Below are 22229 nucleotides of genomic sequence, written 5' to 3' on the forward strand. Positions count from 1 at the left end.
CCCTCCGCCTCCGATCGATCGCCCTTGATCTCGAATCTGGATGACACCGTGCGCATTGGCATCGCCTTTCCCGCCGCATCGGACCGCGATCGCGATATCGCCGACGTGGATCGCTTGCTGTATCATCTGGCTTGCGTGCTGGAGGCGATCGGCTTCGTCGAGGCGGTGCTGGCGGTCGATACCGGCGGAAACGCGGCGGATGAGGCGTCCTTGTTTGCCCATCGTGGCGCGACGATCCGCCTCGCCGATGCCGATGCGGCGATCGACGTCCTGATCGTTACTCCCGGCGTGATCGCGGCCGAATGGCTCGCCTGTTTTCGTGCCCGCGGTGGCCGCGTCGTGCTCGTCGATCCCGGCAGCAGCCATGCGCGGTTGATCGAAACGACGCTGTTCGACGTACCGATCGCCTTCAGCGGCGCCGAGCCGTGCGATACGGTCTGGCTGTGCGGCGAGGCGCGATCCTCCGCGCCGATCCTGCGGGCATTCTATCGATGCCCGGTGATCCCGCTGCCCGCCATCTGGTGTGAAGCGCCGGCGGGGGGCGGCGCAGCCGGACGCGCGACCTATCGGCGCGACAGCGTGACGCGCGACGGCGCACGGCCATTGATCCTGCATCACCGGTCGACCGCGGCGACGATGCTCGTCCCGCTCCTGATATGCGAACAGGCCGTTCGGGCGGACGGCAAGACGATCGACCGCGTCCATCTGCTGCACGCGCACGCTCTACGGGAGCAGGCCACCTTCGCGCATCTGATCGCGTCGAGCGAATTGTATCGGCAGCATCGCATCACGATCGAGGACGGGCATCGGGCGCCGGTGCTGGGGGCAGATGCCAATATGGTGGTGGCGCACCAGATGGGTGGCGTCGGCCATGCCTGCTATCTGGATATCGTGGCGGCGGGATTTCCGCTCGTCCACAATCTGCCCGCGCTGGCCGATGTGGGGTATTTCTATCCCGGCAATGCGGTCGACACCGGCGCGGCGACGTTGCTGGCCGCCAGCCGAGATCATGATCGGACGCTGGACGATTATCGCGCGCGCACAGCCAGGGCCATCGCGCGCGTCGCGCCCCGTCATCCCGTCGTTCAGACCGCCTATGCCCGCGCTTTGGTCGCGACGACCGCCCCGGCGAGGGCGGCGGCATGACAGGGCGCGGGTTGCGCATCGCGGTCACCGTCTTTCTGCGCGGCGGCGATCAGTCGCTGTGGGAAAACGGGATCCACCAGAACTGCCTTTTTCTGCTGATGCTGCTTGGGGCGGTGTCGAGTGTGGCGCAGGTATTCGTCCTGCCGCTCGGCCCCGGCGCGACGACGCAGGAAGAGGTGGCGCAGGATAAGGTGGTGCGAGGTGAGGTAGCGGGGGCGATCACCGCGCCGTCGATCGACCAGCGAACCGCGCTCGACGCACTGGATATCGTCATCGAGCTCGGCGCGCAGCTCGAGCTCGACTGGGCACGGCAGTTTGCGGCGCGCGGTGGACGGATCGTCGCGATGCGCGTCGCCAACGATTTCATGATCGATGTCGAGCGGCTCGCCTTCGGCCTGTCGCCGGGGTTGTTGGTGACCGGCGCCCCCTATGCCGCGATCTGGATGCTGGCGGGTTTCGTTCCCGACTGCGCCGGTTATTACGCGGCGGCCCTGCGCGCGCCGGTGCGGATCATGCCGCACCTCTGGAGCCCGGTACTGGTGGAGCGCGCCGCCGGTGGGCATTTCGCCTATCGACCGGGGCGGGCGCGTTGGCGGCTGGCGGTGGTGGAGCCCAATATCTGCACCGTCAAAACCTGTCATCTGCCGCTGCTGCTGGCCGATGTCGCCCATCGGCGCGATCCGCAGGCGATCGCGCACGTGCGCATATTCAACGCTTTGGCGGTTCGCCGTCATCCCGCCTTCGTCGCTTATGCGCGATCGCTCGATCTGGTGCGGCACGGCCTGGTCACCTTCGAAGGCCGTCTGCCGCTGCATTCGATCATGGGCGCGGAATGCGACGCGATCGTCGCGCATCACGACGGCAACCCACAGAATTATAGCTATTACGAAGCGTTGTACGGGGGCTTTCCGCTGATCCACAACTCCGCGCTGCTCGGCGAGGCGGGTTACCGCTACGCCGATCACGATCCGGAGGACGGCGCGCTCGCATTGCTGCACGCGATACGTGGGCATGACGCCGACATCGAGGGTTACCGATCGATCGCGAACCGCTTTCTCGCCACGCTCGATCCGTTGTGCCCGGCCAATATCGCGGCCTTTGAGCGGGCGATCCTCGATCTTGATCCGCAGGGGAATGGTGGATGATGGCGTCTCGATCCGCGCGGTGCGGTGTGACGCGGCGCGCCCGGCTGGGGCTGGCGTTGGCGCTCACGCTGGCGGCCGGTTACAGTCTGGGGTGCGTGATGGCGCCGGGACGGGCAGCACCGCCCCCCGCGAGCCCTGCGGCGCGCGCGCTGGTGGTGGACGCAGCGCAGAAACTGGGCGTCAAACGCTGCCTGCCGGCGATTACCGCGATCGGCCAGCGCGCTGTCCTGGGGGCGACGCAACACGATATCATGGTCGACTGGGATCGGCAGGCGCCCGACGCGGCCCCGTTCTTCTCGTTCATCGGGTTGAGCGCCGGGAAGCAACGGGCGGGCGTCACGCTGGTGGCTGTTCCCGCCGGAACCGGCGGTTGCGCGATCCTGGTGGAGCGCGTGTCGAGCACCGGCCGCCCCTGCGCCGCGGTGGCAAGCAGCGAGCTACCGAACTATCCCGCTACCCCGCTGATCGACGGCATCACCGTCTATCAGAATCCGTCGTCCCCCGGCGAAACCTATGTGCTGGTCAGCAACGACGGCGGATGCCTGATCCTCCGTCGCCAGAGCAGCTTCAAATGGCCTCCACGGCCATGAGCGGCTCGCCGCCGCCGCCGCCGGCGATCCATCCTGCACGTAAGGGTTCACCGATGCCCCAAGGTCCGGCCGATACGGCGCTCGCCGCGCTGCAACGGGGTGATCTTGCCTCGTGTCATCGCATGACGAGCGAGCTGTTACGCGCCAATCCGTATGACGCCGGCGCGATCATGCTGCGGGGGTTGTCGACACCGCCGGCGGACGCCGTGCTGGCGCTGCCCTTGCTGCAACTGGCCTGCCGCATCGCCCCCCACAACGCGGAACATTGGTTTCAGCTTGGCCGGTGGCACGAACAGAGGGGCCGTTTTGTCGATGCGGCGCGGGCGTTCCGCCGCGCGATGGCGCTCGATCCGGCGCATCTGCCGGCGCTTTCCCGTGGTACGGAAATGCTGCGCGTCACCGAGCAATTCGCGGAGGCGATCGGCTTCGCCCGGCGGATGCAGCGGATCCTGCCCAACGATCCCGCCGGTTTCGCCCATGAGGCGATATCGCTTCAACATCTCGGTGAGCTGGAGGCGTCGGATGCGATGTTCGACGCCGCCATCCAGCGGTCGCGCGATCCGGCGCTGCTTCATTGGGAACACCAATTTTCGCTGCTGCGGCGGCAGCGTTTCGCCGAAGCGTGGGACAAATACGAGGTGCGCTTCGACTGCGCGGAGGCGAACAGCGTCGATGACATGGCCTTCACCCTGCCCCGGTGGCGCGGGGAACCGGGGCAGCACGTGCTGGCTTATGGTGAGCAGGGCATCGGCGATCAACTGATGTTCGCCTCGGCCCTGTCCGATCTGATCGCGCGCGCATCGCGCGTCAGCCTCGCCGTCGCACCGGCGATGGTCGATCTGTTTCGCGCCAGCTTCCCGACGATCCACGTCTTTCCGATCGAGCGGAAACGCGATCCGAAGGCATGCGCACGGGTGGCCGAGGCGGCGGGCGCGGTGGTGCCGGTGGACGCCACGCTGCCGCTTGGTTCGCTGATGGCGATGTTCCGACGCGATCGGGCGGCGTTTACCGGCATGCCCTATCTGCGAGCATCGGACGCAGCGCGCGAATATTGGGCCTCGCGCGGCGCGGCACCGTCTGTATCGCCACAGGGTGGCGGCAAGCCGTTTCGTATCGGGGTTTGCTGGTCCTGCAATCCGTCGCTGCAGCAATTCAGCCTGGCGCGCCGGGCCCAGCATCGCACCATGCCCTTTGGCGACATGGCGCGGCTTGCGCAGGTGCCGGGCGTTTCCGCCACCGCGATCACCAACGTTTCGCTGCGCGATTTCGGCATCGACGACGCGGCGGCGGGCGGGATTGCGGATGTCTCCTCGGCCCTCACCTCGATCGATCGCACGGCGGCCCTGCTGGAGGAGATCGACCTGCTCGTCACGGTCGATACCGGGGTGGCGCACCTTGCCGGCGGGCTTGGCGTGCCGGTGTGGATACTGTTGCACGCGGCGGGCGATCCACGCTGGGGCGCTCCCGGCAGCGAGGCCAGTTACTGGTATCGATCCGCGACATTGTTCTGGCAGGCCGAGCCTGGGAACTGGTCCGAGGTGATCGACCGGGTCGAGGCGGCATTGCGCGAGACCATCGCTGCCCCACGCCGCCGGAGCGTCGCGTGACGCCGTCCTTCCCGGCTGCGCTCAGCGCCTATCACGCGGGCGATCACACCCGCGCGCATGACTTGCTGCGCGAAGCGGGTGAAGCGGTGCTGGGGGATCCCGTGGCACTGCAATTGCTGGGGATTCTGCAGGCCGATCTCGGCGATGCCGACGCCGTGTACGACCACGCCGCTTTATCGCTCGATCCGGGCAATGTGCAGGCGATCTTCAACCTTGGCGTCGCCGATCAGCGCAAAGGGGCGCTCTTCCATGCCCTGCTGCGGTACGAGCAGGCGCTGCGCCGCGATCCACACCATCTCGGCGCGCTCAACAATCTCAGCGATCTGTTGCGGCGCCAGGGGCGCAGCGAAGAGGCCTGGGAGTGTCTGCAACGCTATCTCCGGGCGGGCGGCGATGCCACCGGCCTGGAGATCAGGCTGGCCAAGGTAGCCGACGATTGCGGGTTGAGCCGGGAGGCGAGCGAGTGGTTCGCGCGCGCGGCGGCGCGAGACGATGATCGCGACGGCGTGCGGTGGGAATGGGCGATGCAGCAACTGCGCGACGAGGAATTCGCCGATGGCTGGCCCCATTACGAATTACGCCGCCAGCGCTTCGGCCACGAGGTGTTGGCGACCGTCCAATATCATTCGATGCCGGAATGGCGCGGCGATGCGCTGAACGGCCGTTCGCTGCTGATCCACAAGGAGCAGGGGCTGGGCGACACGATCATGTTCGCCTCCTGCCTGGCGGACTTACCCGGTGATAGGGGCCAGTTGCATCTGGCGGTGCCGCCCGTCCTGGTGCGGCTCTTCGCGTCAAGTTTTCCCGATGCCGCCGTCTGGCCGAGCCGCTCGACCGTCGACACCGATCAGGAGCAGCATCAGGCATGGCGGCCGCAGGCGGGCGTGATCGACGCGCATCTGCCGATCGGTAGCCTGCCATTGCATTTGCGTCGTGAGGGGTTTCCTGCGCCGCGCCCCTATCTGCGGCCACTTCCACAGGATGTGGCGGACTGGTCGGCGCGCCTTGCCAGGCTGATACCCGGGCCGAGGGGCCTGCGGGTGGGACTGGTGCTGGCGGCGCGGCGTGGTGCGGCCATCAATCCCTCCGTCGCCGACGGCTGGCCGCGGTCGCTGCCCCTTCACCTCGCCAGCGATCTGGCGGTGCCGGGTGTGCAATGGTTTGGCCTCCACGAACGGCAATATGACGATGCCTTCGCGCAGGTTCCCGGCCTGTCGATCGTGCCGTGCGGCGACTGGATCCACGACATGGGCGATACGGCGGCGCTGATCGCGAACCTCGATGTCGTGGTGACGGTCGATACGGCGGTTGCGCACGTCGCTGGGGCGATGGGGCGCAAGGTGATCCTGATGCTTCGTCGTCTGGGTGACTGGCGCTGGGGGCGCGAACGTCTCGACAGTTACTGGTATCCCGATGTCGAGATCGTCCGGCAGGTTCGGGAGGGCCGCTGGGAGCCGGTCGTCCAGCAGGTCGCGCGACGGCTGGCGACGCTCGTCGCGGCGCGGGACTAGCGCGATGGCGCGGGAACCGCTGGCCACGATCGATCCCGCTCCGACGGCCGGGGAGGGGACGGCATTGCAGCGGCTGGCCTCGTGGCTCTGCTCGACGGCGCTGCCGGCGTGGCGCGCCGATCGCGAACCGCTGCCGTTCGCCGAATGCCGCGATGCGCACGGGCGTCGGGCCGATCCCGGCGCGGTACGGCTGCGCGTGACGACGCGCCAGACGGCCGTCTACGCACAGGCGGCGATGCTGGGCATCATGCCCGCCGCGGATGCGCTGACGGGATGGCGCGCCTTGACGGCGGTGTTCTGGCGACCAGGTCACGGCTGGATCACGCGGGTCGACCATCGCGGCACGGCGGTCGACGACAGTTTCGGCCTCTATGATCAGGCGTTCGCCTTATATGCGTGCGCCCATATCGCCCCGCTTGATCCCAGCGGTCGCGCGCTCGATCTCGCCCGCGATACGCTGGAGTTGATCGACGATCGTTTGCGGCAGGGGACGGGGGCGGGCTGGATCAGCGTGGCGGGCGCCACGGAACGCGATCAGAACAGTCATCTGCATTTTCTCGAAGCGTTGCTGGCGCTGGACGTTGTCGAGCATGATGCGGCATGGGCAGGGCGGATCGCGGAACTTGTGGCGCTATCCGGCGATCGTCTGTTCGATCCGGCGATCGGCGCGATCGCGGAGCATTTCGATGCTGGCTGGCGTCCCTTGCCGCAAACCCATGTCGAGCCCGGCCATCAATATGAATGGCACTGGCTGTTGGCGACCGCGCAAGCGCGGGGCTATCACAGCGCCCTGCCGTCGGCGCAGCTCTTCAGGTTCGCTGACCGGCACGGCTGGTCGTATCCGATTGCCCTGATCCACGACCGCTGCGACGGAAGGGGGCGGGCGATCAGCGACACGCACCGGCTGTGGCCCCATTGCGAGGCGATCCGCGCTGCGGCGGTGCAGCCTCCCGCGCAGGGATTGATGCTGGCGGCCCGGGCGGCGGGCCGGTTGGTCGACACCTTCTGCGGCGTGCCGTTCCCGGGCGGGTGGCACGACAGGGTAGATGCCACCGGCCGCCCGATCGTTGATCGGGTGCCTGCGACCAGCCTTTACCATTTGTGGGAAGCGGTGGTGGCGGCATGTGGCGCGGGTTGGGTGACGATGCCGGCGGTGCGGCCATGCTGATCGATGGCAAGGGGTGCTGGATCGCACCCGTAGAAGGCGGCGACATCATGCCGGCTCGGCCAGCACTCTTCGTCGATCGGGACAATCTGTTGATCGAGGACCGGGGTTTCATCTGCCGTCCGGCGGATGTGGTCCTCAAGCCTGGAGCGGCGGATCTGCTGCTCGCGGCACGCCGACGCCGCTGGGGGCGGATCGTGGTGACGAACCAGTCGGGCATCGCGCGCGGCCTGTTCGACTGGGCGGCGTTCCATGCGGTCAACGCGCGGATGATCGAGCTGCTGGCGGATTGCGGGGCGGCCCTCGATGCGGTGGTCGCCTGCGCGTGGCATCCCGACGGCCTGCCGCCGCTCGCCGGGGACCATGTTTGGCGAAAGCCGCGACCGGGCATGCTGTTGACCGCGCAGATACGCTTCGGTGTCGATCTGACGGCTTCCTGGCTGGCGGGCGACCGCCGGTCGGATATCGACGCGGCCCGCGCGGCGGGCCTGGCCGGGGCGATGCTGATCCATGATCGCGCGCCGGCCATTCCGGTGGTGAGCGATCGGGGCGACGGCTTCACGATGCTGGAGGCGCGAGGCATTGCGGCGGCGCTCGCCTGCGGATCGCCGCTGATGGAGCAGGCGGCATGAGCGCCGCCATGCCGACCGGCATCACCCGCGCCCGGATCGAGGCGACGCTGGCTGACCTGCCCCAGCGTCACCTGCTGTGCGTGGGCGATGTGATGCTCGACGTCGAAGTGCCGTGTGGCAACGGGCGCCTGTCGCCCGAGGCGCCGGTGCTGGTGTTCGACGAGCAAGACCATCGTTGCCGCGCCGGCGGGGCTGCCAATGTGGCGGCCAATATCGCCGCTTTGGGCGCGGTCGTGCACCTGGCGGGGGTGATCGGCAACGACCCCGAGGGGGTGCAATTGCAATCCCTGCTCGATGCGACCGGCATCGATTCGCGGCTGGCGGTCGTGCCGGGCGCGCTTCACCCGACCACCCGCAAGACCCGTTTCGTCGCGGGCGGGCGGCAGTTGCTTCGCATCGATCGCGAGCGACGGGCCGACATGGACGACGGGATTGTCGAACGGCTGGTCGGGTCGGTCACGGATCGATTGACGCGGGTCGATGCGATCGTGGTGTCAGATTATCGCAAGGGGCTGATCACGCCGTTCGCGATGGCGCGGTTGCGGGCGATCGGTCAGCAGCATCGGGCGCCGATCGTGGTCGATCCGAAAGGGCGCGACTGGCGGATGTATGGCGCGGTCGAGCTGATCAAGCCCAATGCCGATGAACTGGCGCTGTTCACCGGGCGGCCCTGCGGCAGCGACGCCGAAGTCTCGGTTGCCCTGGCCGAGGCGCTGGCCCGCTGCGAGGCGGGGGCGATCCTCGTCACCCGCGCCGCGCGCGGAGCGGCATTCCTGTCGCGGGGCGGGGCGGGGGTGGTTCATGTTCCCGCGCACGCGGTCGACGTTGCCGATGTCTGCGGCGCGGGCGACACGAACATCGCCACGCTCGCCGCCTGTCTCGCCGGCGGATGCGATATCGTGGAGGCGATCGCGGCGGCGCAGCTGGCATCGTCGGTCGCGGTGCGGCGGCGCGGCAATGCGGTGGTCGGCGCCGATGATTTGCTGCGCGCGTGCGACGGGCTCGCCGATCGCAGCGAAGAAGCGCCCTTGTCGTTCCAGCAGGCGGCGCTCCTGGCCCAGCGCTGGCGCGCCGCGGGGCTGCGGGTCGGGTTTACCAACGGTTGTTTCGACCTGTTGCACGCCGGGCACATCCATGCGCTGCGGGGCGCGCGGGGGGCCTGCGACCGGCTGGTGGTGGGGCTTAACGGTGATGCGTCGGTGCGCCGGCTGAAAGGGCCGACCAGACCGGTCAACGGCGAAGCGGATCGTGCCGCCGTGCTGGCCGCGATGTCGGTCGTCGATGCGGTGGTGATCTTCGACGACGATCGCCCCGAAGCGCTGATCGAGGCCGTCCGGCCCGATGTTTTGATCAAGGGCGGGGATTATGATCCCGCGACGATGGCCGGCGCGGCGTTCGTCCGCAGCTATGGCGGGACGGTCATCGTGTCCGATCTGCTACCCGGGCGATCGACCAGCCGGATCGTCGCGCACATCGCGGGCCACTCACCGACCGGCGATGTCGATCACATCCGCTCCATCGGATCGGTCGCCGGTTCGTCCGGCACCGGTCACCGCCACGTCCGCCCCCCTTGGGCCGACGCCGAATGTTCCTATCCGGCAGGAGAATGAAATGATCAGGATGAAGATGCGCGATATGGTCGCGGGCGTCGCAGCGATGGCGATGACAGGCACCGCCGCACCAGTGGCGGCCCGGGTCGCGACGACGACAAGCGCCGCCCCCACCGCGCCGGCCACGCCCGCGCCTGTGAAGACGCCGGCGACGCAGCCGATCCCGCGGTTTCCGGTGCAGGGCATGTTGATCCAATATGCCCTTGCCGCCCTGAACCAGGCCAATCAGGCCGCGGACTATTCGGTCTTGTTGAAGAACGCATCGCGGTCGTTCCAGCGGGTCAATTCCGCCGCGCAACTGGCCGAGCAGTTCAGGGTATTCCGTGAAGCCCGTATCGACCTGTCATCGACGGTGCTGTTCGTTCCTCGTCTGACCGCGCCGCCGGTGATGTCGGCGAACATCCTGCATCTGAAGGGGTTCATCCCGTCCCAGCCGCAACGTGCGACGTTCGATCTCTATTTCGAGCTAGAAGATGGTCGCTTCCGCATCGCCGGTATTTCGGTCGGGGTCGTTCCTGCCGGTACGCCCGCACGGCCCGCCCCGCAGCAGAAGTGATCCGGCGCCGACCCGTGGCGTCGCACCGGCTTCGGCGGCGCGGCGGCAAGGGACGGGCGGTTTGTCTAGGGAGAGATCGTGGACGACAACGCAGCAGCCGGCGTGGCGCCGCTGATACAGCGTGCGCAATATGATCTGGCCACCGGGCGTGCGGCCGAGGCGGTTGTCAGGATTCGCCAGGCGATCGGACAACAGCCCCGGCATGCTCCCCCCTTGTTATCCCTGTACCGGCAGGCACTCTGGCAGGCGGTGGCGCAGGCGGTCGACCGTTGCGACTGGACGCATTACGATCTGGCCGCGCGCTGGGTGCACGAAGCGATCGAGGATGATCCTGCTTTCTGGATGACCGGGGAGACGTGTCTGACGCTGGACACGCTGACCCGCCATGACCTTCGCACGCTGCAGGAACGTTTCTGTGCGTGCTTTCCGAGGCCGGATGGATCGTTCGCCCACCGCCCGCCGCAGGAGCGGATCAGGATCGGGATCATCGGCTGCGATTTCCATGCGCAGGCGACTGCATATCTCTTCACCGGCGTCGCCGAGCGAATGGACCGGCGGCGTGTCGATCTGCTGGCCTTTGATTACGGTCAGGAGATTCCGGGGGAGTGGCGCACGCGCTGTGTCGCCGCTTATGACGAATTCATCTCGATCGCCGACATGGACGACCGCGCGGCGGCGGAACTGATCCACGCCCGTGGCATCGATGTGCTGATCCACATGCGGGACGTGGCGAAGGGCCGGCTGGGCATCTGTGCATGGCGGCCGGCGGCAATCCAGATCCAGTACCTCTACTTTCCCGGTACGTCGGGCGCGGCCTTCATGGATTATCTGGTCGCCGACGATGTCGTCGTCCCCCCGGAACTGGAGGACGGCTATGCCGAGCGTATCCTGCGCATGCGCGGTTGCTATCAACCAAACGATTCCGCGCGGGAGCGGCCGGCGCCGATCACCCGGAATGAATTCGGCGTGGCAGGCGACTGGGTGCTGCTCGCCAATTTCAATCAGTCGTACAAGATCACGCCGGCGATCTTCGCGTTATGGTGTCAGCTGCTGCGGCGGGACGACCGGCGACGCTTATGGCTGCTCGATGGCGGAGCGGAGAATTGCGCCCGTCTGCAACAGGAAGCTGCGTTACATGGCATCGATCCGACGCGGCTGATCTTCGCGCCGCGTAGCAGTATCGCGGTTCATCTCGCTCGACTGGCCTGTTCCGACCTGGTGGTCGATACCTATCCTTATGGCGGCCACACCTTGACCAGCGACAGCCTGTGGGCCGGAACCCCGGTGATCAGCCTGAGGGGCGAGACCTTCGCGTCGCGGGTGGCGGCGAGCCTGTTGACGGTCAGCGGACTGCACGATTTCATCGTCGATGATCCGCGTGAATATCTATCGGTCGCCGATACGATGTTGAACGATCGAGACCGGCTGCAGCGATGGCGACGCCATCTCGACGAGACGCGCGCCGCCAACAGCCTGTTCGATCCCGACGATTATGCGGAACGTTTCCTCGACATCATCGAACAGGCGGTGCGAACCCGTTGGCCCGAATGCGGCACCTGACCACGCTTCGATGGCGCCTCCGTGATGTCAGAACGACACGGCGAGGGTCGGTCCGCCGAAGATCTCGTGGGTCGACCGTCCCACCGTTGTGCCGATGGATGGCAGGATCGAGAAGCGGGCGGTCGGCGCGATCGACGCAGAGAGACCGAGCGTGCCCCATTGGGTAGCGTTGGCGTCCTGCTGCCCCGTCTGGACGGTGCTCGACCCGAACAAGCGCCGGCCGAGCCGGCTCGCGGCGCCGTCCGTCACGGCGGTGAATGCCGCGCTGCCGGTCAGGCTGAAGGAATCCGAGAACTGGCGCGTGACGCTGAGCGCCGGCGTGATCGACACACCCTCGCTCGTCGTGTCGATTCCCACTGGCGTGGTTCGGTCACGCAAGGTCAGCCCACCGCTCGTTCGTGTCCGGTCGTAGCTGACCGACAGCATGGGCGTGGCTGTCAAAGCCCCTTGGCCGAAGGAATGGCTGAACGAGCCACCGATGCTGGTGGACACGACGTCGCCGGACACTTCCGCGGCGGCGTCCGTGCCAGCCCCGACCTGCGTATCGCCTATCGTCGCGCTGCCGTTAAGCCCCTGTCGCGAATAGGCGAAATTCACGCCCATGAACGACCGGCCCAGCGCGATGCCGGCATTCACGCCAGCGTCGAGCGTCGATGTGCGGACCCGGTCGACCACGCTGGGCAGTCGTACTCCCGTCCCGGTCGCGCCGATCGTCGCCCCGATGCTGACGGTGCCATGTTGCCATTGCAGCCCTAAAGATCCGCTCCGGATCGTGTTCGCATCGCTCTTTTGCTCATGCGACGCCTGGCCACTCAGCGAACCGTCAGCTTGTCCACAGGAGCATCCTGCGCCCGGGCAGTGCTGCTGAAGAGCAGCATGGTGACAGAAGAGGCGATAAAGAAAATGGTTTTTTGGAGAGGCGATGGCATGTCTTCTTCCCTGTTTTTATTTGCCGGTGATAATTTATGATGCCAGTCGCGATGATCCGGCGGCGAACAGATCGCATCGCTTCGTAATGGAGCCGTGGTGGTCGGGTAAAAAACGGTGACGAAGTGTAATTTCCACTTCTTGTTGATTTCACCCACAACGGCCCCGCGCGATCGTCGCCGTCTTTGGACAGCACGGACCAGTAGGACTGACCTTCAGCCGTGCGATGAGAAAGCGACCGGGATGTTTGGCTTATCCGAGCCGATCCGGCGGCGTTCCCGGCGGAGCGAGCGCGATGCGGATGCGGTCGCGCACCGTTCCGGCGCGTCGCATCAGCGCGAACAGGTCCGCCCATTCACGCCAGACCACCCGCAGCGGATTGGCCTCGGGCGCCCGGTCCTTCAGGCCGAAGACGACCGGCTCGTCGGCGCGTTCCTGCCGGAACGTCCCGAACAGGCGGTCGAAGACGATCAGGACGCCGCCGTAGTTGCAATCGAGATAGACGTCATTGCGGCCGTGATGCGCGCGGTGGTGCGACGGGGAATTGAGCAGCCATTCGAGCGGCCCCAGCGATATCCGCGCCTCGGTATGCAGGAAGAACTGATAGCGCAGGTTGAAGGCCAGCAGCGCCACGACCATCCGGGGATCGAAGCCCAGCAGGATCAGCGTGACGTAGAATGCCCAGCCGGCCGAGAACAGGCTGGTCCAGCCCAGCCGTAGCGACGACAGCAGGGTCATCTGCTCCGCGGAGTGATGGACGGCATGCGTCGCCCACATCCAGCGGATACGGTGGCTGGCGCGGTGGAACCAGTAATAAGCGAACTCGACCGCGACGAACCCCGCGAGCCACACCCGCCAGTCCGACAGCGGAAGATGCACCGGCGCGGCATGCCACGCGATACCGTAGAGCGCGCCGATCACCACGCCATTGAGCAGCGCGGCGGGGACGTTGCCGGCGACAAGCCCCAGCGTGGTGAGCGCGGTGCGGCGATCGTAGCCATGGCCGTGGCGGACGCGCCAGACGCTTTCGACGAGGACCAGCGCCACCACGATCACGAGCCAGAGGGGCGATTTCGTGGCCAGCATTTCCATGGCTTCAGCTCCGCATCTCGGCGAACGCTGCCCGCAGCGCCGCCATTTCATTGCGATCCACGACGCCGTCGTGGTTGCCGTCGGCCCGGTCGAAAGCCGGCATGGGTGCGGCCGAAAGCTCCGCGCGGGTCACCACGCCGTCGCGATTGGCATCGGCGGTCGTGATGACCTGCCGGAGCGCGAAGCTGGCGCGCGATCGGAACCGCGCGATGCGGTCGGCATCCACCTGGCTCAGCACGCCGTCGCGGTTCCGGTCCATCCGGGAAAAGTTGGCCATCCGGGCGGCGCCGAATTCGGCTCTGGTGATCCGGCCATCGCGGTTCGCATCGGCAGCCGACATATCCTGTGCCGCGGCGGGGGTAGCGGCGACGAGGCTCGCCGCGATCGCGGAGAGCGTAAGAGTGCGCATGATCATTTCCTCGATGAAAAAGATCCGGCCGCCTGGGGAGGGGCGGCGGCCGGATCACCGTATCGGGAGGGGGGTCAGTACTGCGGCGGGGTGGTGCTCACAGTGCCCGATACGGTACGCGACTGGCCGTTGGGGCCGGTCAACGTCGTGGAAGCGCTACCCGAACCATCGCCGTTCGCGGTGGCGGTGGTGGTGCGGCCGAACGTCGCGCCGCTGTTCGTGGTGTGCGTGGTTCCGCCCGTGTAGCTGCCATTGGACCAGCTGCCGCCGCGCGTGGTGGTCGCTCCGCGGCCAGAATTCGTCTGGATGCCCCGCGTCACGCTGCTGCTGCCGGGCTGGCGGTTCACACTGCGCGAAACAGTGCCGCCGTGGCCGGCCGAGCCCTGTACGCTCACGCTGCCGCCGCGGCGCTGCTGTGCATCGGCGGGAATTGTCGCGAGGGTCGCTGCGATCGTCGCGCTGGCGATGGCGGCGGTGAGAAACTTGTTCATCGTTCGTGTCCCTGATTGCTACCGGACGGGGTGTGTCCGATGGCTGCAATCTGGCGGGGCAGGGTAATCGGCGTGCGATCGGGCGATGAACGAAGGTGAAGAAATGTAACCGGACGCGCTCGGCACTTTTCCCGGTCACGGCAACGCGGCAGGAGATATTCATGGAAAGCCAGACCGTCATCGCCGTGGTGGAGGACGATCCCGAAATCGGTCCTCTTGTCGCGGCGCTGCTGCGACGCGAGGGGTTCGAGGCGGAATTGTGCCCCACCGGCGATGCGTTCGATCGCCTGCGCGCGCGGCGGCGGGTCGATCTCGCGATCCTCGATGTCATGCTGCCCGGCGAGGATGGATTGTCGATCTGCCGCCGTCTTCAGGCGGAGGGGGAGGTGCCGGTTCTGATGGTCACCGCGCGCGGCGACGATGTCGACCGGATCGTCGGGCTGGAGATCGGCGCGGACGACTATCTGCCCAAGCCGTTCAATCCCCGCGAACTGGTGGCACGAACGCGCGCCATCCTGCGTCGGACGCGCGATCGACACCGTGTGGCGCCCGTCCCGGCGCCCGAGCGCTGGCGCTTCGCCGGATTCGTGGTCGATCTCGAAACCAGGTCGCTGCACGATCCGGATCACCTCGATATCGAGGTGACGGGTGGCGAGTTCGACCTGCTCATCGCCTTCGTGCGGCATCCGCGGCGGGTGCTGTCACGCGATCAATTGCTCGATTGGACGCGAGGGCGCGACGCACAACCCTTTGACCGGGCGATCGACGTGCAGGTGGGCAAGCTTCGCCGCAAACTGGCGCAGCATCCAGCGGGTGAGACACTTATCAAAACGATCCGCGGGGGTGGCTATTGCCTCGCCGCCGGGGTCGAGCGGGCCTGACGGGATGCAGCGCGGAACCCTGTCGTTCCGGATCACGCTGGTGCTGGTCGCGGGGTTCGTCCTTCTCCAACTGAGCGTCTTCGCGCTGGCAAGTCTTTCCACCACCACGCGCGGGACGAACAATGTGGGCCTGCCGACGATCCGCCAGACCCGGGCGATGGTGGCGCTGATCGAAGCCCTTCCACCACAGCGGCGCGTCGGGCTGGCGAGCGCGCTGGACGGGGCGCTCTTTCACGTCCTGGTGACCGAGGGCCCGCTACCGCCGACCGTCGAGAGCCTTCAGGGCATGGATATCGGCAAGACCTATAGCAGCGGGCTGCCGGGCCGTGAGCTGTCTGTGACGGGACAGGTGGCACGCTTTCCGCTCGTCGCGCGGGTCATTCCCTGGGCCGCCTGGTGGCGCGGCAATGCGCTTGCTCTCCACGTTCGACTGTCGGGTGATCACGCCAACCTCCTGACCATTGCCAGCCAGCCTTCGGAGGAGGTGCGCATCGCCTTGCGTCAGCGCGCCGGCCTGCTCGGCCTTGGCGGGACCATCGCGCTTGCGGCGCTGACGCTGGCGGTTCGCGCGACCACCCGGCCGCTCTCGCGACTGGCGCGGGATATCCGCCGCTTTCGTGGCCAGCCGGAGACGCCCGACCTTACCGTGACCGGATCGCACGAACTGCGTGATCTTGCCGAAGCCTATAACGAGATGAAGGCGCGCATCGCCGATCTGCTGGCCGAGCAGACGCGCATCCTCGCCGCCATCGCGCACGACATGCGCACCTACATCACGCGCTTCCGGCTCCGTGCGGAGTTCATCGTCGATGACGGCCAGCGCGAACGTGCAGGGCAGGATCTGGACGAGATGGCGGCGCTGCTCGACGATACGCTTTCGCTGGCGCGTTCCGGGAGCGATGCGCATCACACGCGCCGGCCGGTCGACCTGGTGCGAGAGTTGACCCGGCTCGTCGACATCTATCGCGAACTGGGAGAGCCGGTGACGCTCACCACGGCCACCCCGGCCGCGTCGACACTCGCCGAACCGATGGCGATCCGCCGCATCGTATCGAACCTCATCGACAACGGGCTTCGCTATGCCAGTAACGTGCAGGTCGCGCTGGCGACCGAGGGCGACCAATGGCGCGTGACCGTCGAGGATGACGGCCCTGGCGTTCCCGCCGAAAAGCTCGGCATGCTCGGCAAGCCGTTCGGCAGGATCGATCCGTCACGCGATCGCGCACGCGGCGGCGCCGGCCTTGGCCTTGCGATCGTCCAGGCGCTGGCGGCGGCGCAAGGCGGCAAGGTGCGCTTTAAGAACCGGCCGCAGGGAGGGCTGTCGGCGGCCGTCTATCTCGGACAGCATTAAGCGAACGGGCCTGCCGCTGATCCTCCTGTCCACCGTTGCTGCGACGCCATTGCCGGCGCAGGTGCTGCCCCCCGAGCCGGGCTGATCGGGTGGGCGCCGGAAGGGGAGGGCTACCATCCGCCGCGGTATAATATTGCGAGTCAATATCAAAACATGTAGCGAGGGGCATGGCGACGCTGCCCCTCAACAGTCTGGAAGACATATACCGGTCGCATGGCAAGTGGCTGTCCGATTGGCTGGCCGTTCGCGCCAAATGCGGTGCGCTGGCGGCCGATCTGGCGCAGGAGACTTTCTGCAGGATTGCGGCGAGGCCTGACATTCAGCTGCACTCCCATCCCCGGCGATACCTGGCCACTGTCGCGCGCCGGCTGCTGATCGATCACAGCCGGCAACGCGGTTCGGAGCGCTGCTTTCTCGAAGCCTATGCTCTGCTGCGCGACGGGGTGGCGCAGCCGTCACCCGAGCGGATCGCGGTCGCGATCCAGGAACTCGAAGCGGTCGCTGCCCTGCTCCGAAACCTCCCCGAACGCGTGCGGCGGGCGTTCCTGATGAGCCGGGTGGACGGCATGGCCTATGCCGACATCGCCGGCGAGCTGGGCGTATCGCGAAGCATGGTGAAACAGTACGTCGCCCGTGCCTTCGCGCACTGCTACGAAGTGGCGCATGGCGTCCCCGACTGACGATCACGAACCTTCCCGGGCCATTGTCGCCCAGGCCGCCATGTGGATGGCGCGGCTTGCCGACGAGAATTGCCCCCAGATCGACCGGGACGCGTTCGACGCCTGGATGGCATCCGCACCGTCCCATCGTATCGCCGCGGAACGGATGGGCGCCATCGCCGGCCGCGTCGAGACGCGAGATCCGGCCCAACGCGTCGCCCTTGCCCGGATGCTGGAACGGCCTGGCGCCGCACGTCCGCTCATCACGTTGCTTGTTGCCGGCGGTGCGACGGCGCTGGGATGGTGGGGCGTGCACGATCCGGGCGTGCGCGCGAGGATCGCGGACGAGCGTACTGCGTCCGGTGTCCAACGCCGGGTGGAGCTCGCCTCCGGCGACAGCGTGATGCTTGATGGCGGTACCGCCGTTGATGTCGACGCCTCGACGCGGCAGGTCCGGCTGTGGCGCGGGGCGGTGATGGCGCAGGTCGCGCATGGCCGCACCGAACCCTTCTTGATCCGGACGCCGCAGGGCAGCGCGCGGGCGATGGGAACACGGTACAGCGTTCGTATCGTCGGCCATCACACGATCGTCACGGTGATCGCCAGCCGGGTCGAGGCCTGCGCGGCGCTGGGTGACCGGCGCTGCATCCGGCTCGACCCCGGCCAGTCGGCACGGCTGGACGCCCAAGGTGCGACACCGCTCCCGGCCGTGGACACACTCGCGGCGGATGCCTGGTCGCATGGCATGCTCTATGCCGACGATCGCGCGCTGGCCTCGGTCGTGGAGGAGCTGAACCGCTATCGCGCAGCGCCGATCGTCCTCGATCCGACGGTGCGAACTCTGCGCCTCTCCGGCTCCATCCCGCTGACCGATGCGGATCGGGCGCTCGCTAGTATCGCGGCGGCGCTACCGGTCACGATTGAGCATCGCCCGGACGGGGTATTGCTGCGTCTGCGCAAAAAAGACTGACGAAGGACTGTCCCTCACGATCGCTGATCCGTCCGTAGGAGAAAGCGACCTGAAGGGAGTTTGATCCGATGACCGTTTCCCACTGGTTCGGCGCGTTGCTGGGCAGCAGCGCCGTGCTGATCGCCGCGCCGGCGGCCGCGCAGCACGGCCCGGCCGTCCCCAGCCTCGATCTGCCGGCCGAGCCGCTGGCCCGCGCGCTGGCGCGCTTCACTCAGGCGACCGGGGTCATCGTCGTGGCCGATGGCACGCTCGTCCGTGGACGGACCAGCACGGCGGTCAGCGGCCCGATCGCTCCGGACGGGGCGTTGCGCCGGCTGCTGGCGGGCACTTCCCTGCGAGCGGAGCCAGATGGTCGGGGCGGCTACGTCCTCGTCAAGCCAACGGCATCGCCCCGCCGTCGCCCGGCACCGCGGCCCATGCGCGTCAGGGAAACCCATGAGGACCAGCCCGAACGGTCGAATGGCAGCGATATCGTCGTGACGGGTCTGCATCCGGTGGTGGAGAGCCGTGTCGGCACCAAGACCTCGACCCCGCTGATCGAGACGTCGCAATCCATCTCGATCATCTCCGCCGGCCAGATCGACGCGCAAGGCGCGCAGAGCGTGGGGGAGGCGCTGCGCTACATGGCGGGCGTCAATCCAGAAGAATATGGCGGCACCGACCAGCGGATCGATACCTATTTGATCCGCGGCTTCGCGAATACCATGCCCTTCGTCGACGGGCTCCCCACCAATGGCCGCTATACCTTGCTGTCGACCAAGGTGGACCCCTACGGCCTTGATGGCATCGAGATCCTGCGTGGGCCGTCGTCGGTGCTGTACGGGCAGAACGTGCCCGGTGGCCTCGTCAATCTCGTCAGCAAGCGGCCGCTCGATGTCGCTGCGGGTGAGCTGGCGGTCCAGACCGGCAGCTACGGTCGGATCGAGGGGCGTGCCGACCTGACCGGCCCGGTCGATGAGGCGGGCACCTTGCTCTATCGCGTGACCGGGCTGGCGCTGAACACCGGCACCCAGGTCGACCATGTCCGGAACCGCCGCTACTTCATCGCGCCCGCGCTGACCTGGCGTCCGGACGATGCCACCAGCGTCACCTTCCTGTCCCACCTCCAGCGGCAGGAGGACGGCTTCGCACTCCAGAACCTGCCCGCCGCCGGCACGCTCTACGCCGCGCCGTTCGGGTTCATCCCCCGCAGCCTGTTCACCGGCGAGCCGGACCTCAATCGTGTCAACCGCACGCAGTGGGATGTGGGATATCAGGCCGAGCATCGCTTCGGCGAGCGCTGGTCGGTCCGCCAGAACCTGCGCTACGCGCATGTCGCCACCGACATCGGTTACGTCGCAGGCTATGGGGAGGGCGGTGCCCAAGGCCAGATCATGGGTCGCTTCTCACTGGCGGCGCGCGCGCATCAGAACAATTTCGCGCTCGACAATCAGGTGGAGGGACACCTCGAGACTGGCGCGATCCAGCATATTGTGCTGGTCGGCGTCAACTATTCGCAGTCGCATGATGTCTGGGACGAGCAAGACGGCAGCGCCTCGCCGCTCGATATCACCCATCCGGTCTATGGCCAGCCCTACACGCTGCCGCCGGTCGACTTCGCGACGGTGGATACGCTGCGCCAGATCGGCGTCTATGCGCAGGACCAGATGAAGCTAGGCCGGCTGGTGGTGACCGGCGGCATCCGTCACGACTGGGCCTATACACGCTCGAACGAGCAGGACATCTACGTCAGCCAGGATACCCGCCAGCACGACCGGGCGTTCACGGGCCGCGGCGGCGCGGTCTATCTCTTCGACAACGGCCTCGCGCCCTATGTCAGCTATTCGACGTCGTTCCAGCCAACCCCTGGCCTCACCTTTACGGGCACGCCGTTCAGGCCCACCACCGCGAAGCAGTGGGAGGGTGGCATCAAATATCAGCCCAAGAGCGCGCGCAGCTTCGTTACCCTGTCGGCGTTCGAAATCCGCGAGCGCAACGTGCTGACCGCCGATCCCCTGCACAACTTCCAGCAGGTGCAGACGGGCGGTATCCGGGTGCGCGGCGTCGAGGCGTCGGGCAATCTCGATTTCGGTCACGGCTTCAGCTCGACGGTGGCCTACAGCTACCTCGATCCGACGATCACGCGGAGCAACGACGGCTATGTGGGCAATCTGCCCAAAGACGTGTCGCGCAACAGCGGCAGCCTGTGGCTCGACAAGCTGCTGCCGGTCACCGCGTCGAGCCGGCTGACACTGGGCGGCGGTGTCCGCTACATGGGGCCGCGCTACGGCGACAATGCCAATATGCTGCGGCTACCGGGTAACACGCAGTTCGACGCGCTGGCGCGTTATGATCTCGATGGCTGGCAGATAACGCTGAACGCGCGCAACGTGGCCGACAAGCGTATCGTCGCGACCTGCGACAGCGCCGCCCGCTGTTTCTACGGTGAGCGCCGCTCGATCATCGCGACGCTTGGCCACCGCTGGTGAGATCGGCGGCCTTGCGGCGCTGGGCCTGGGTTCATCGCTGGTCGTCGATCGTCTCCACCCTGTTCCTGCTGGTGCTGTGCATCAGCGGGCTGCCCCTGCTGTTTGGCGACGAGTTGCACGGCTGGCTCGACCCGCCGGTGGCCTATGCCAAGGCGGCGCCAGGCAGCTCGCGCGCAAGTCTCGACACGCTGGTGCGCGCGACGCGACTGAGGCGGCCTGGCGAGATCATCGTCACCGTGTTCGTTGATCCGGCAGAGCCGCAAGTGAAGGTGTTCACCGCGGTTTCTCCCGCGGCTGCGGATGCGGGGGAACTGCACTGGCTGCGGTTCGACGCATATAGCGCGCGGCTGCTCGGCGATTCCGAGGCGCGTGGCATCGCCTCAACCGCGTTCGACCGTTTCATCTATGCCCTCCATGCCCAGCTCCTTCTTGGCGGCGCCGGCGTCGTGCTGGTCGGCATCATAGGCATCCTGTTCGTCGTCGCGCTCGTCTCGGGCGCGGTTCTCTACGCGCCGTTCATGCGGAACCTGCCTTTCGGCACCGTGCGTCGCGACCGATCCGCTCGGACCCGGCGCCTCGACACGCACAATCTGTTCGGGATCGTGACACTGGCCTGGACGGTCGTGGTCGGCTTCACCGGTGGACTCAACGAACTGGCAGGGCCGCTGTTCGCGCATTGGCAGCAGGCGGTCGTGGCGCCGGCGGTGACCCGGTGGCATGGTGCGGCGGGGCCGGAGCCTGGGGCGAAGCTCGATACCGTCCTTACCGCCGCTCGTCATGCGGTGCCGAACGAGCTGGTGACCGGGATCGACTTTCCCGGCGCGACGCTCGGCAGCCCGCGTCATTTTATGGTATGGGCGCATGGCAACACTCCGCTCACCTCGCGCCTCGTCACGCCGATCCTGGTGGACGCAGCGACGGCGCGGGTCGTGGCAGTGCTACCGATGCCCTGGTATCTGCGCACGATCGAAGTCAGCCGCCCCTTCCACTTCGGCGATTATGGCGGGTTGCCGCTCAAGCTTCTCTGGGTGGTGTTCGATCTCGCAACGATCGTGGTGCTGGTTACCGGCATCCAGCTGCTCGTCAGGCCAGCGACGGTCTCGCGATGACGACGGTTCGATCTCGCCTCTGGACCGTCCCGTGCCTCCTCGCCGCCGCAACGCTCGCCGGCCTCGCCCTGGCGATGATCAGCGGTGCAACATGGGTGAGGGCGATCGCGTGGATGTTGCTATTGGCACCACTCGTCACCTTGGCGCTGAAGCTCCGGCGTGCGTGACTTGCGCTTGCGCTGAAAAAGACCCCACCTGCGCTCGCACCTTCATGGGGCGGGACGAGCGTTCACGAGCCGGAAAATACCGCAGATTTGCACGACTTCCAGAGCTCTAGGGGGGCGTGAGATGGAGCGGTGAAGGAAACGCACCACAGGCGTGCGTGGTTAAGCGCAAAGGGATAGCGGGGG

Annotated in this window: 22 protein-coding genes; 17 read left to right on the forward strand and 5 right to left on the reverse strand. The window is 67.2% G+C overall.

Annotation, left to right across the window (positions count from 1 at the left end; translation table 11 throughout):
• Nucleotides 1-24 precede the first annotated feature (24 nt).
• From ACFDSW_RS01510 to ACFDSW_RS01555, 10 genes are all read left to right on the forward strand, one after another.
• Nucleotides 25-1146, forward strand: coding sequence for a DUF2827 family protein (locus tag ACFDSW_RS01510; protein ID WP_375248504.1), 1122 nt, complete (start codon nucleotides 25-27; stop codon nucleotides 1144-1146).
• Entirely contained in the window at nucleotides 1143-2291 is a 1149-nt protein-coding gene (locus ACFDSW_RS01515; protein ID WP_375248505.1) for a DUF2827 family protein, read from the forward strand. Before ACFDSW_RS01510 ends, ACFDSW_RS01515 begins: the two co-directional genes overlap by 4 nt.
• The gene (locus ACFDSW_RS01520) at nucleotides 2288-2881 is read left to right on the forward strand and encodes a hypothetical protein (protein WP_375248506.1); all 594 of its coding nucleotides are present in this window, start codon (nucleotides 2288-2290) and stop codon (nucleotides 2879-2881) included. The genes ACFDSW_RS01515 and ACFDSW_RS01520 overlap by 4 nt, the downstream gene beginning before the upstream one ends.
• Nucleotides 2882-2934: 53 nt before the next feature.
• Nucleotides 2935-4488 carry a tetratricopeptide repeat protein gene (locus ACFDSW_RS01525; protein ID WP_375248507.1) on the forward strand — a complete coding sequence of 518 codons (1554 nt, stop codon included), beginning with the start codon at nucleotides 2935-2937 and terminating at the stop codon, nucleotides 4486-4488.
• The gene (locus ACFDSW_RS01530) at nucleotides 4485-5999 is read left to right on the forward strand and encodes a glycosyltransferase family 9 protein (RefSeq protein ID WP_375248508.1); all 1515 of its coding nucleotides are present in this window, start codon (nucleotides 4485-4487) and stop codon (nucleotides 5997-5999) included. Before ACFDSW_RS01525 ends, ACFDSW_RS01530 begins: the two co-directional genes overlap by 4 nt.
• A gap of 4 nt (nucleotides 6000-6003) precedes the next feature.
• The gene (locus tag ACFDSW_RS01535; protein ID WP_375248509.1) at nucleotides 6004-7167 is read left to right on the forward strand and encodes an AGE family epimerase/isomerase; all 1164 of its coding nucleotides are present in this window, start codon (nucleotides 6004-6006) and stop codon (nucleotides 7165-7167) included.
• A 47-nt stretch (nucleotides 7168-7214) separates the two neighbouring features.
• Nucleotides 7215-7796 (forward strand): D-glycero-alpha-D-manno-heptose-1,7-bisphosphate 7-phosphatase, encoded by a 582-nt coding sequence (locus ACFDSW_RS01540; protein WP_375248510.1) that lies wholly within the window; start codon nucleotides 7215-7217, stop codon nucleotides 7794-7796.
• Nucleotides 7793-9406 (forward strand): D-glycero-beta-D-manno-heptose 1-phosphate adenylyltransferase, encoded by a 1614-nt coding sequence (gene rfaE2, locus ACFDSW_RS01545; RefSeq protein ID WP_375248511.1) that lies wholly within the window; start codon nucleotides 7793-7795, stop codon nucleotides 9404-9406. The genes ACFDSW_RS01540 and rfaE2 overlap by 4 nt, the downstream gene beginning before the upstream one ends.
• A 1-nt stretch (nucleotide 9407) precedes the next feature.
• On the forward strand, nucleotides 9408-9962 hold the full coding sequence (locus ACFDSW_RS01550; protein ID WP_375248512.1) for a hypothetical protein: 555 nt from the start codon (nucleotides 9408-9410) through the stop codon (nucleotides 9960-9962).
• Nucleotides 9963-10040: 78 nt separating this feature from the next.
• On the forward strand, nucleotides 10041-11522 hold the full coding sequence (locus tag ACFDSW_RS01555) for a hypothetical protein (RefSeq protein ID WP_375248513.1): 1482 nt from the start codon (nucleotides 10041-10043) through the stop codon (nucleotides 11520-11522).
• Nucleotides 11523-11549: 27 nt separating this feature from the next.
• On the opposite strand, the gene ACFDSW_RS01560 is transcribed toward ACFDSW_RS01555, so the two are convergent.
• The 5 genes from ACFDSW_RS01560 to ACFDSW_RS01580 form a co-directional block, all read right to left on the reverse strand.
• Nucleotides 11550-12197, reverse strand: a complete 648-nt coding sequence (locus ACFDSW_RS01560) for a hypothetical protein (RefSeq protein WP_375248514.1) — start codon at nucleotides 12195-12197, stop codon at nucleotides 11550-11552.
• A gap of 137 nt (nucleotides 12198-12334) precedes the next feature.
• Nucleotides 12335-12607, reverse strand: a complete 273-nt coding sequence (locus ACFDSW_RS01565) for a hypothetical protein (RefSeq protein ID WP_375248515.1) — start codon at nucleotides 12605-12607, stop codon at nucleotides 12335-12337.
• A gap of 94 nt (nucleotides 12608-12701) precedes the next feature.
• A complete protein-coding gene (locus ACFDSW_RS01570; RefSeq protein WP_375248516.1) occupies nucleotides 12702-13541 on the reverse strand; it encodes a sterol desaturase family protein in 840 nt (279 codons plus the stop codon).
• 4 nt (nucleotides 13542-13545) lie between these two features.
• Nucleotides 13546-13950: an EF-hand domain-containing protein gene (locus tag ACFDSW_RS01575; protein ID WP_375248517.1), complete on the reverse strand. Its 405-nt coding sequence runs from the start codon at nucleotides 13948-13950 to the stop codon at nucleotides 13546-13548.
• A gap of 74 nt (nucleotides 13951-14024) precedes the next feature.
• Complete coding sequence (locus tag ACFDSW_RS01580; RefSeq protein WP_375248518.1) at nucleotides 14025-14441, reverse strand: hypothetical protein; 417 nt, start codon at nucleotides 14439-14441, stop codon at nucleotides 14025-14027.
• A 161-nt stretch (nucleotides 14442-14602) separates the two neighbouring features.
• On the opposite strand from ACFDSW_RS01580, the gene ACFDSW_RS01585 reads away from it, so the two are divergent.
• The 7 genes from ACFDSW_RS01585 (at nucleotide 14603) to ACFDSW_RS01615 (ending at nucleotide 22046) form a co-directional block, all read left to right on the forward strand.
• The gene (locus tag ACFDSW_RS01585; RefSeq protein ID WP_375248519.1) at nucleotides 14603-15322 is read left to right on the forward strand and encodes a response regulator; all 720 of its coding nucleotides are present in this window, start codon (nucleotides 14603-14605) and stop codon (nucleotides 15320-15322) included.
• A 4-nt stretch (nucleotides 15323-15326) separates the two neighbouring features.
• Nucleotides 15327-16673 carry an ATP-binding protein gene (locus tag ACFDSW_RS01590; RefSeq protein WP_375248520.1) on the forward strand — a complete coding sequence of 449 codons (1347 nt, stop codon included), beginning with the start codon at nucleotides 15327-15329 and terminating at the stop codon, nucleotides 16671-16673.
• Between the two features lie 167 nt (nucleotides 16674-16840).
• On the forward strand, nucleotides 16841-17353 hold the full coding sequence (locus ACFDSW_RS01595) for a sigma-70 family RNA polymerase sigma factor (RefSeq protein WP_375248521.1): 513 nt from the start codon (nucleotides 16841-16843) through the stop codon (nucleotides 17351-17353).
• Nucleotides 17354-17393: 40 nt separating this feature from the next.
• Nucleotides 17394-18302, forward strand: coding sequence for a FecR domain-containing protein (locus ACFDSW_RS01600; RefSeq protein WP_375248522.1), 909 nt, complete (start codon nucleotides 17394-17396; stop codon nucleotides 18300-18302).
• Nucleotides 18303-18370: 68 nt separating this feature from the next.
• Nucleotides 18371-20770: a TonB-dependent siderophore receptor gene (locus ACFDSW_RS01605; protein WP_375248523.1), complete on the forward strand. Its 2400-nt coding sequence runs from the start codon at nucleotides 18371-18373 to the stop codon at nucleotides 20768-20770.
• Nucleotides 20767-21879, forward strand: a complete 1113-nt coding sequence (locus tag ACFDSW_RS01610; RefSeq protein ID WP_375248524.1) for a PepSY-associated TM helix domain-containing protein — start codon at nucleotides 20767-20769, stop codon at nucleotides 21877-21879. Before ACFDSW_RS01605 ends, ACFDSW_RS01610 begins: the two co-directional genes overlap by 4 nt.
• Entirely contained in the window at nucleotides 21876-22046 is a 171-nt protein-coding gene (locus ACFDSW_RS01615) for a hypothetical protein (RefSeq protein ID WP_375248525.1), read from the forward strand. Before ACFDSW_RS01610 ends, ACFDSW_RS01615 begins: the two co-directional genes overlap by 4 nt.
• The last annotated feature ends 183 nt before the right edge of the window (nucleotides 22047-22229 follow it).

This window comes from Sphingomonas sp. (assembly GCF_042091075.1).
Classification (GTDB): Bacteria; Pseudomonadota; Alphaproteobacteria; order Sphingomonadales; family Sphingomonadaceae; genus Sphingomonas.

Bases quoted from the DNA above. Each gene is read 5' to 3' on its own strand.
- ACFDSW_RS01515 (WP_375248505.1), top strand. From the start codon at position 1,143: ATGACAGGGCGCGGGTTGCGCATCGCGGTCACCGTCTTTCTGCGCGGC.
- ACFDSW_RS01520 (WP_375248506.1), top strand. From the start codon at position 2,288: ATGATGGCGTCTCGATCCGCGCGGTGCGGTGTGACGCGGCGCGCCCGG.
- ACFDSW_RS01525 (WP_375248507.1), top strand. From the start codon at position 2,935: ATGCCCCAAGGTCCGGCCGATACGGCGCTCGCCGCGCTGCAACGGGGT.
- ACFDSW_RS01535 (WP_375248509.1), top strand. From the start codon at position 6,004: ATGGCGCGGGAACCGCTGGCCACGATCGATCCCGCTCCGACGGCCGGG.
- ACFDSW_RS01540 (WP_375248510.1), top strand. From the start codon at position 7,215: ATGCCGGCTCGGCCAGCACTCTTCGTCGATCGGGACAATCTGTTGATC.
- rfaE2 (WP_375248511.1), top strand. From the start codon at position 7,793: ATGAGCGCCGCCATGCCGACCGGCATCACCCGCGCCCGGATCGAGGCG.
- ACFDSW_RS01550 (WP_375248512.1), top strand. From the start codon at position 9,408: ATGATCAGGATGAAGATGCGCGATATGGTCGCGGGCGTCGCAGCGATG.
- ACFDSW_RS01570 (WP_375248516.1), bottom strand. From the start codon at position 13,541: ATGGAAATGCTGGCCACGAAATCGCCCCTCTGGCTCGTGATCGTGGTG.
- ACFDSW_RS01575 (WP_375248517.1), bottom strand. From the start codon at position 13,950: ATGCGCACTCTTACGCTCTCCGCGATCGCGGCGAGCCTCGTCGCCGCT.
- ACFDSW_RS01580 (WP_375248518.1), bottom strand. From the start codon at position 14,441: ATGAACAAGTTTCTCACCGCCGCCATCGCCAGCGCGACGATCGCAGCG.
- ACFDSW_RS01585 (WP_375248519.1), top strand. From the start codon at position 14,603: ATGGAAAGCCAGACCGTCATCGCCGTGGTGGAGGACGATCCCGAAATC.
- ACFDSW_RS01590 (WP_375248520.1), top strand. From the start codon at position 15,327: ATGCAGCGCGGAACCCTGTCGTTCCGGATCACGCTGGTGCTGGTCGCG.
- ACFDSW_RS01595 (WP_375248521.1), top strand. From the start codon at position 16,841: ATGGCGACGCTGCCCCTCAACAGTCTGGAAGACATATACCGGTCGCAT.
- ACFDSW_RS01600 (WP_375248522.1), top strand. From the start codon at position 17,394: ATGTGGATGGCGCGGCTTGCCGACGAGAATTGCCCCCAGATCGACCGG.
- ACFDSW_RS01605 (WP_375248523.1), top strand. From the start codon at position 18,371: ATGACCGTTTCCCACTGGTTCGGCGCGTTGCTGGGCAGCAGCGCCGTG.
- ACFDSW_RS01615 (WP_375248525.1), top strand. From the start codon at position 21,876: ATGACGACGGTTCGATCTCGCCTCTGGACCGTCCCGTGCCTCCTCGCC.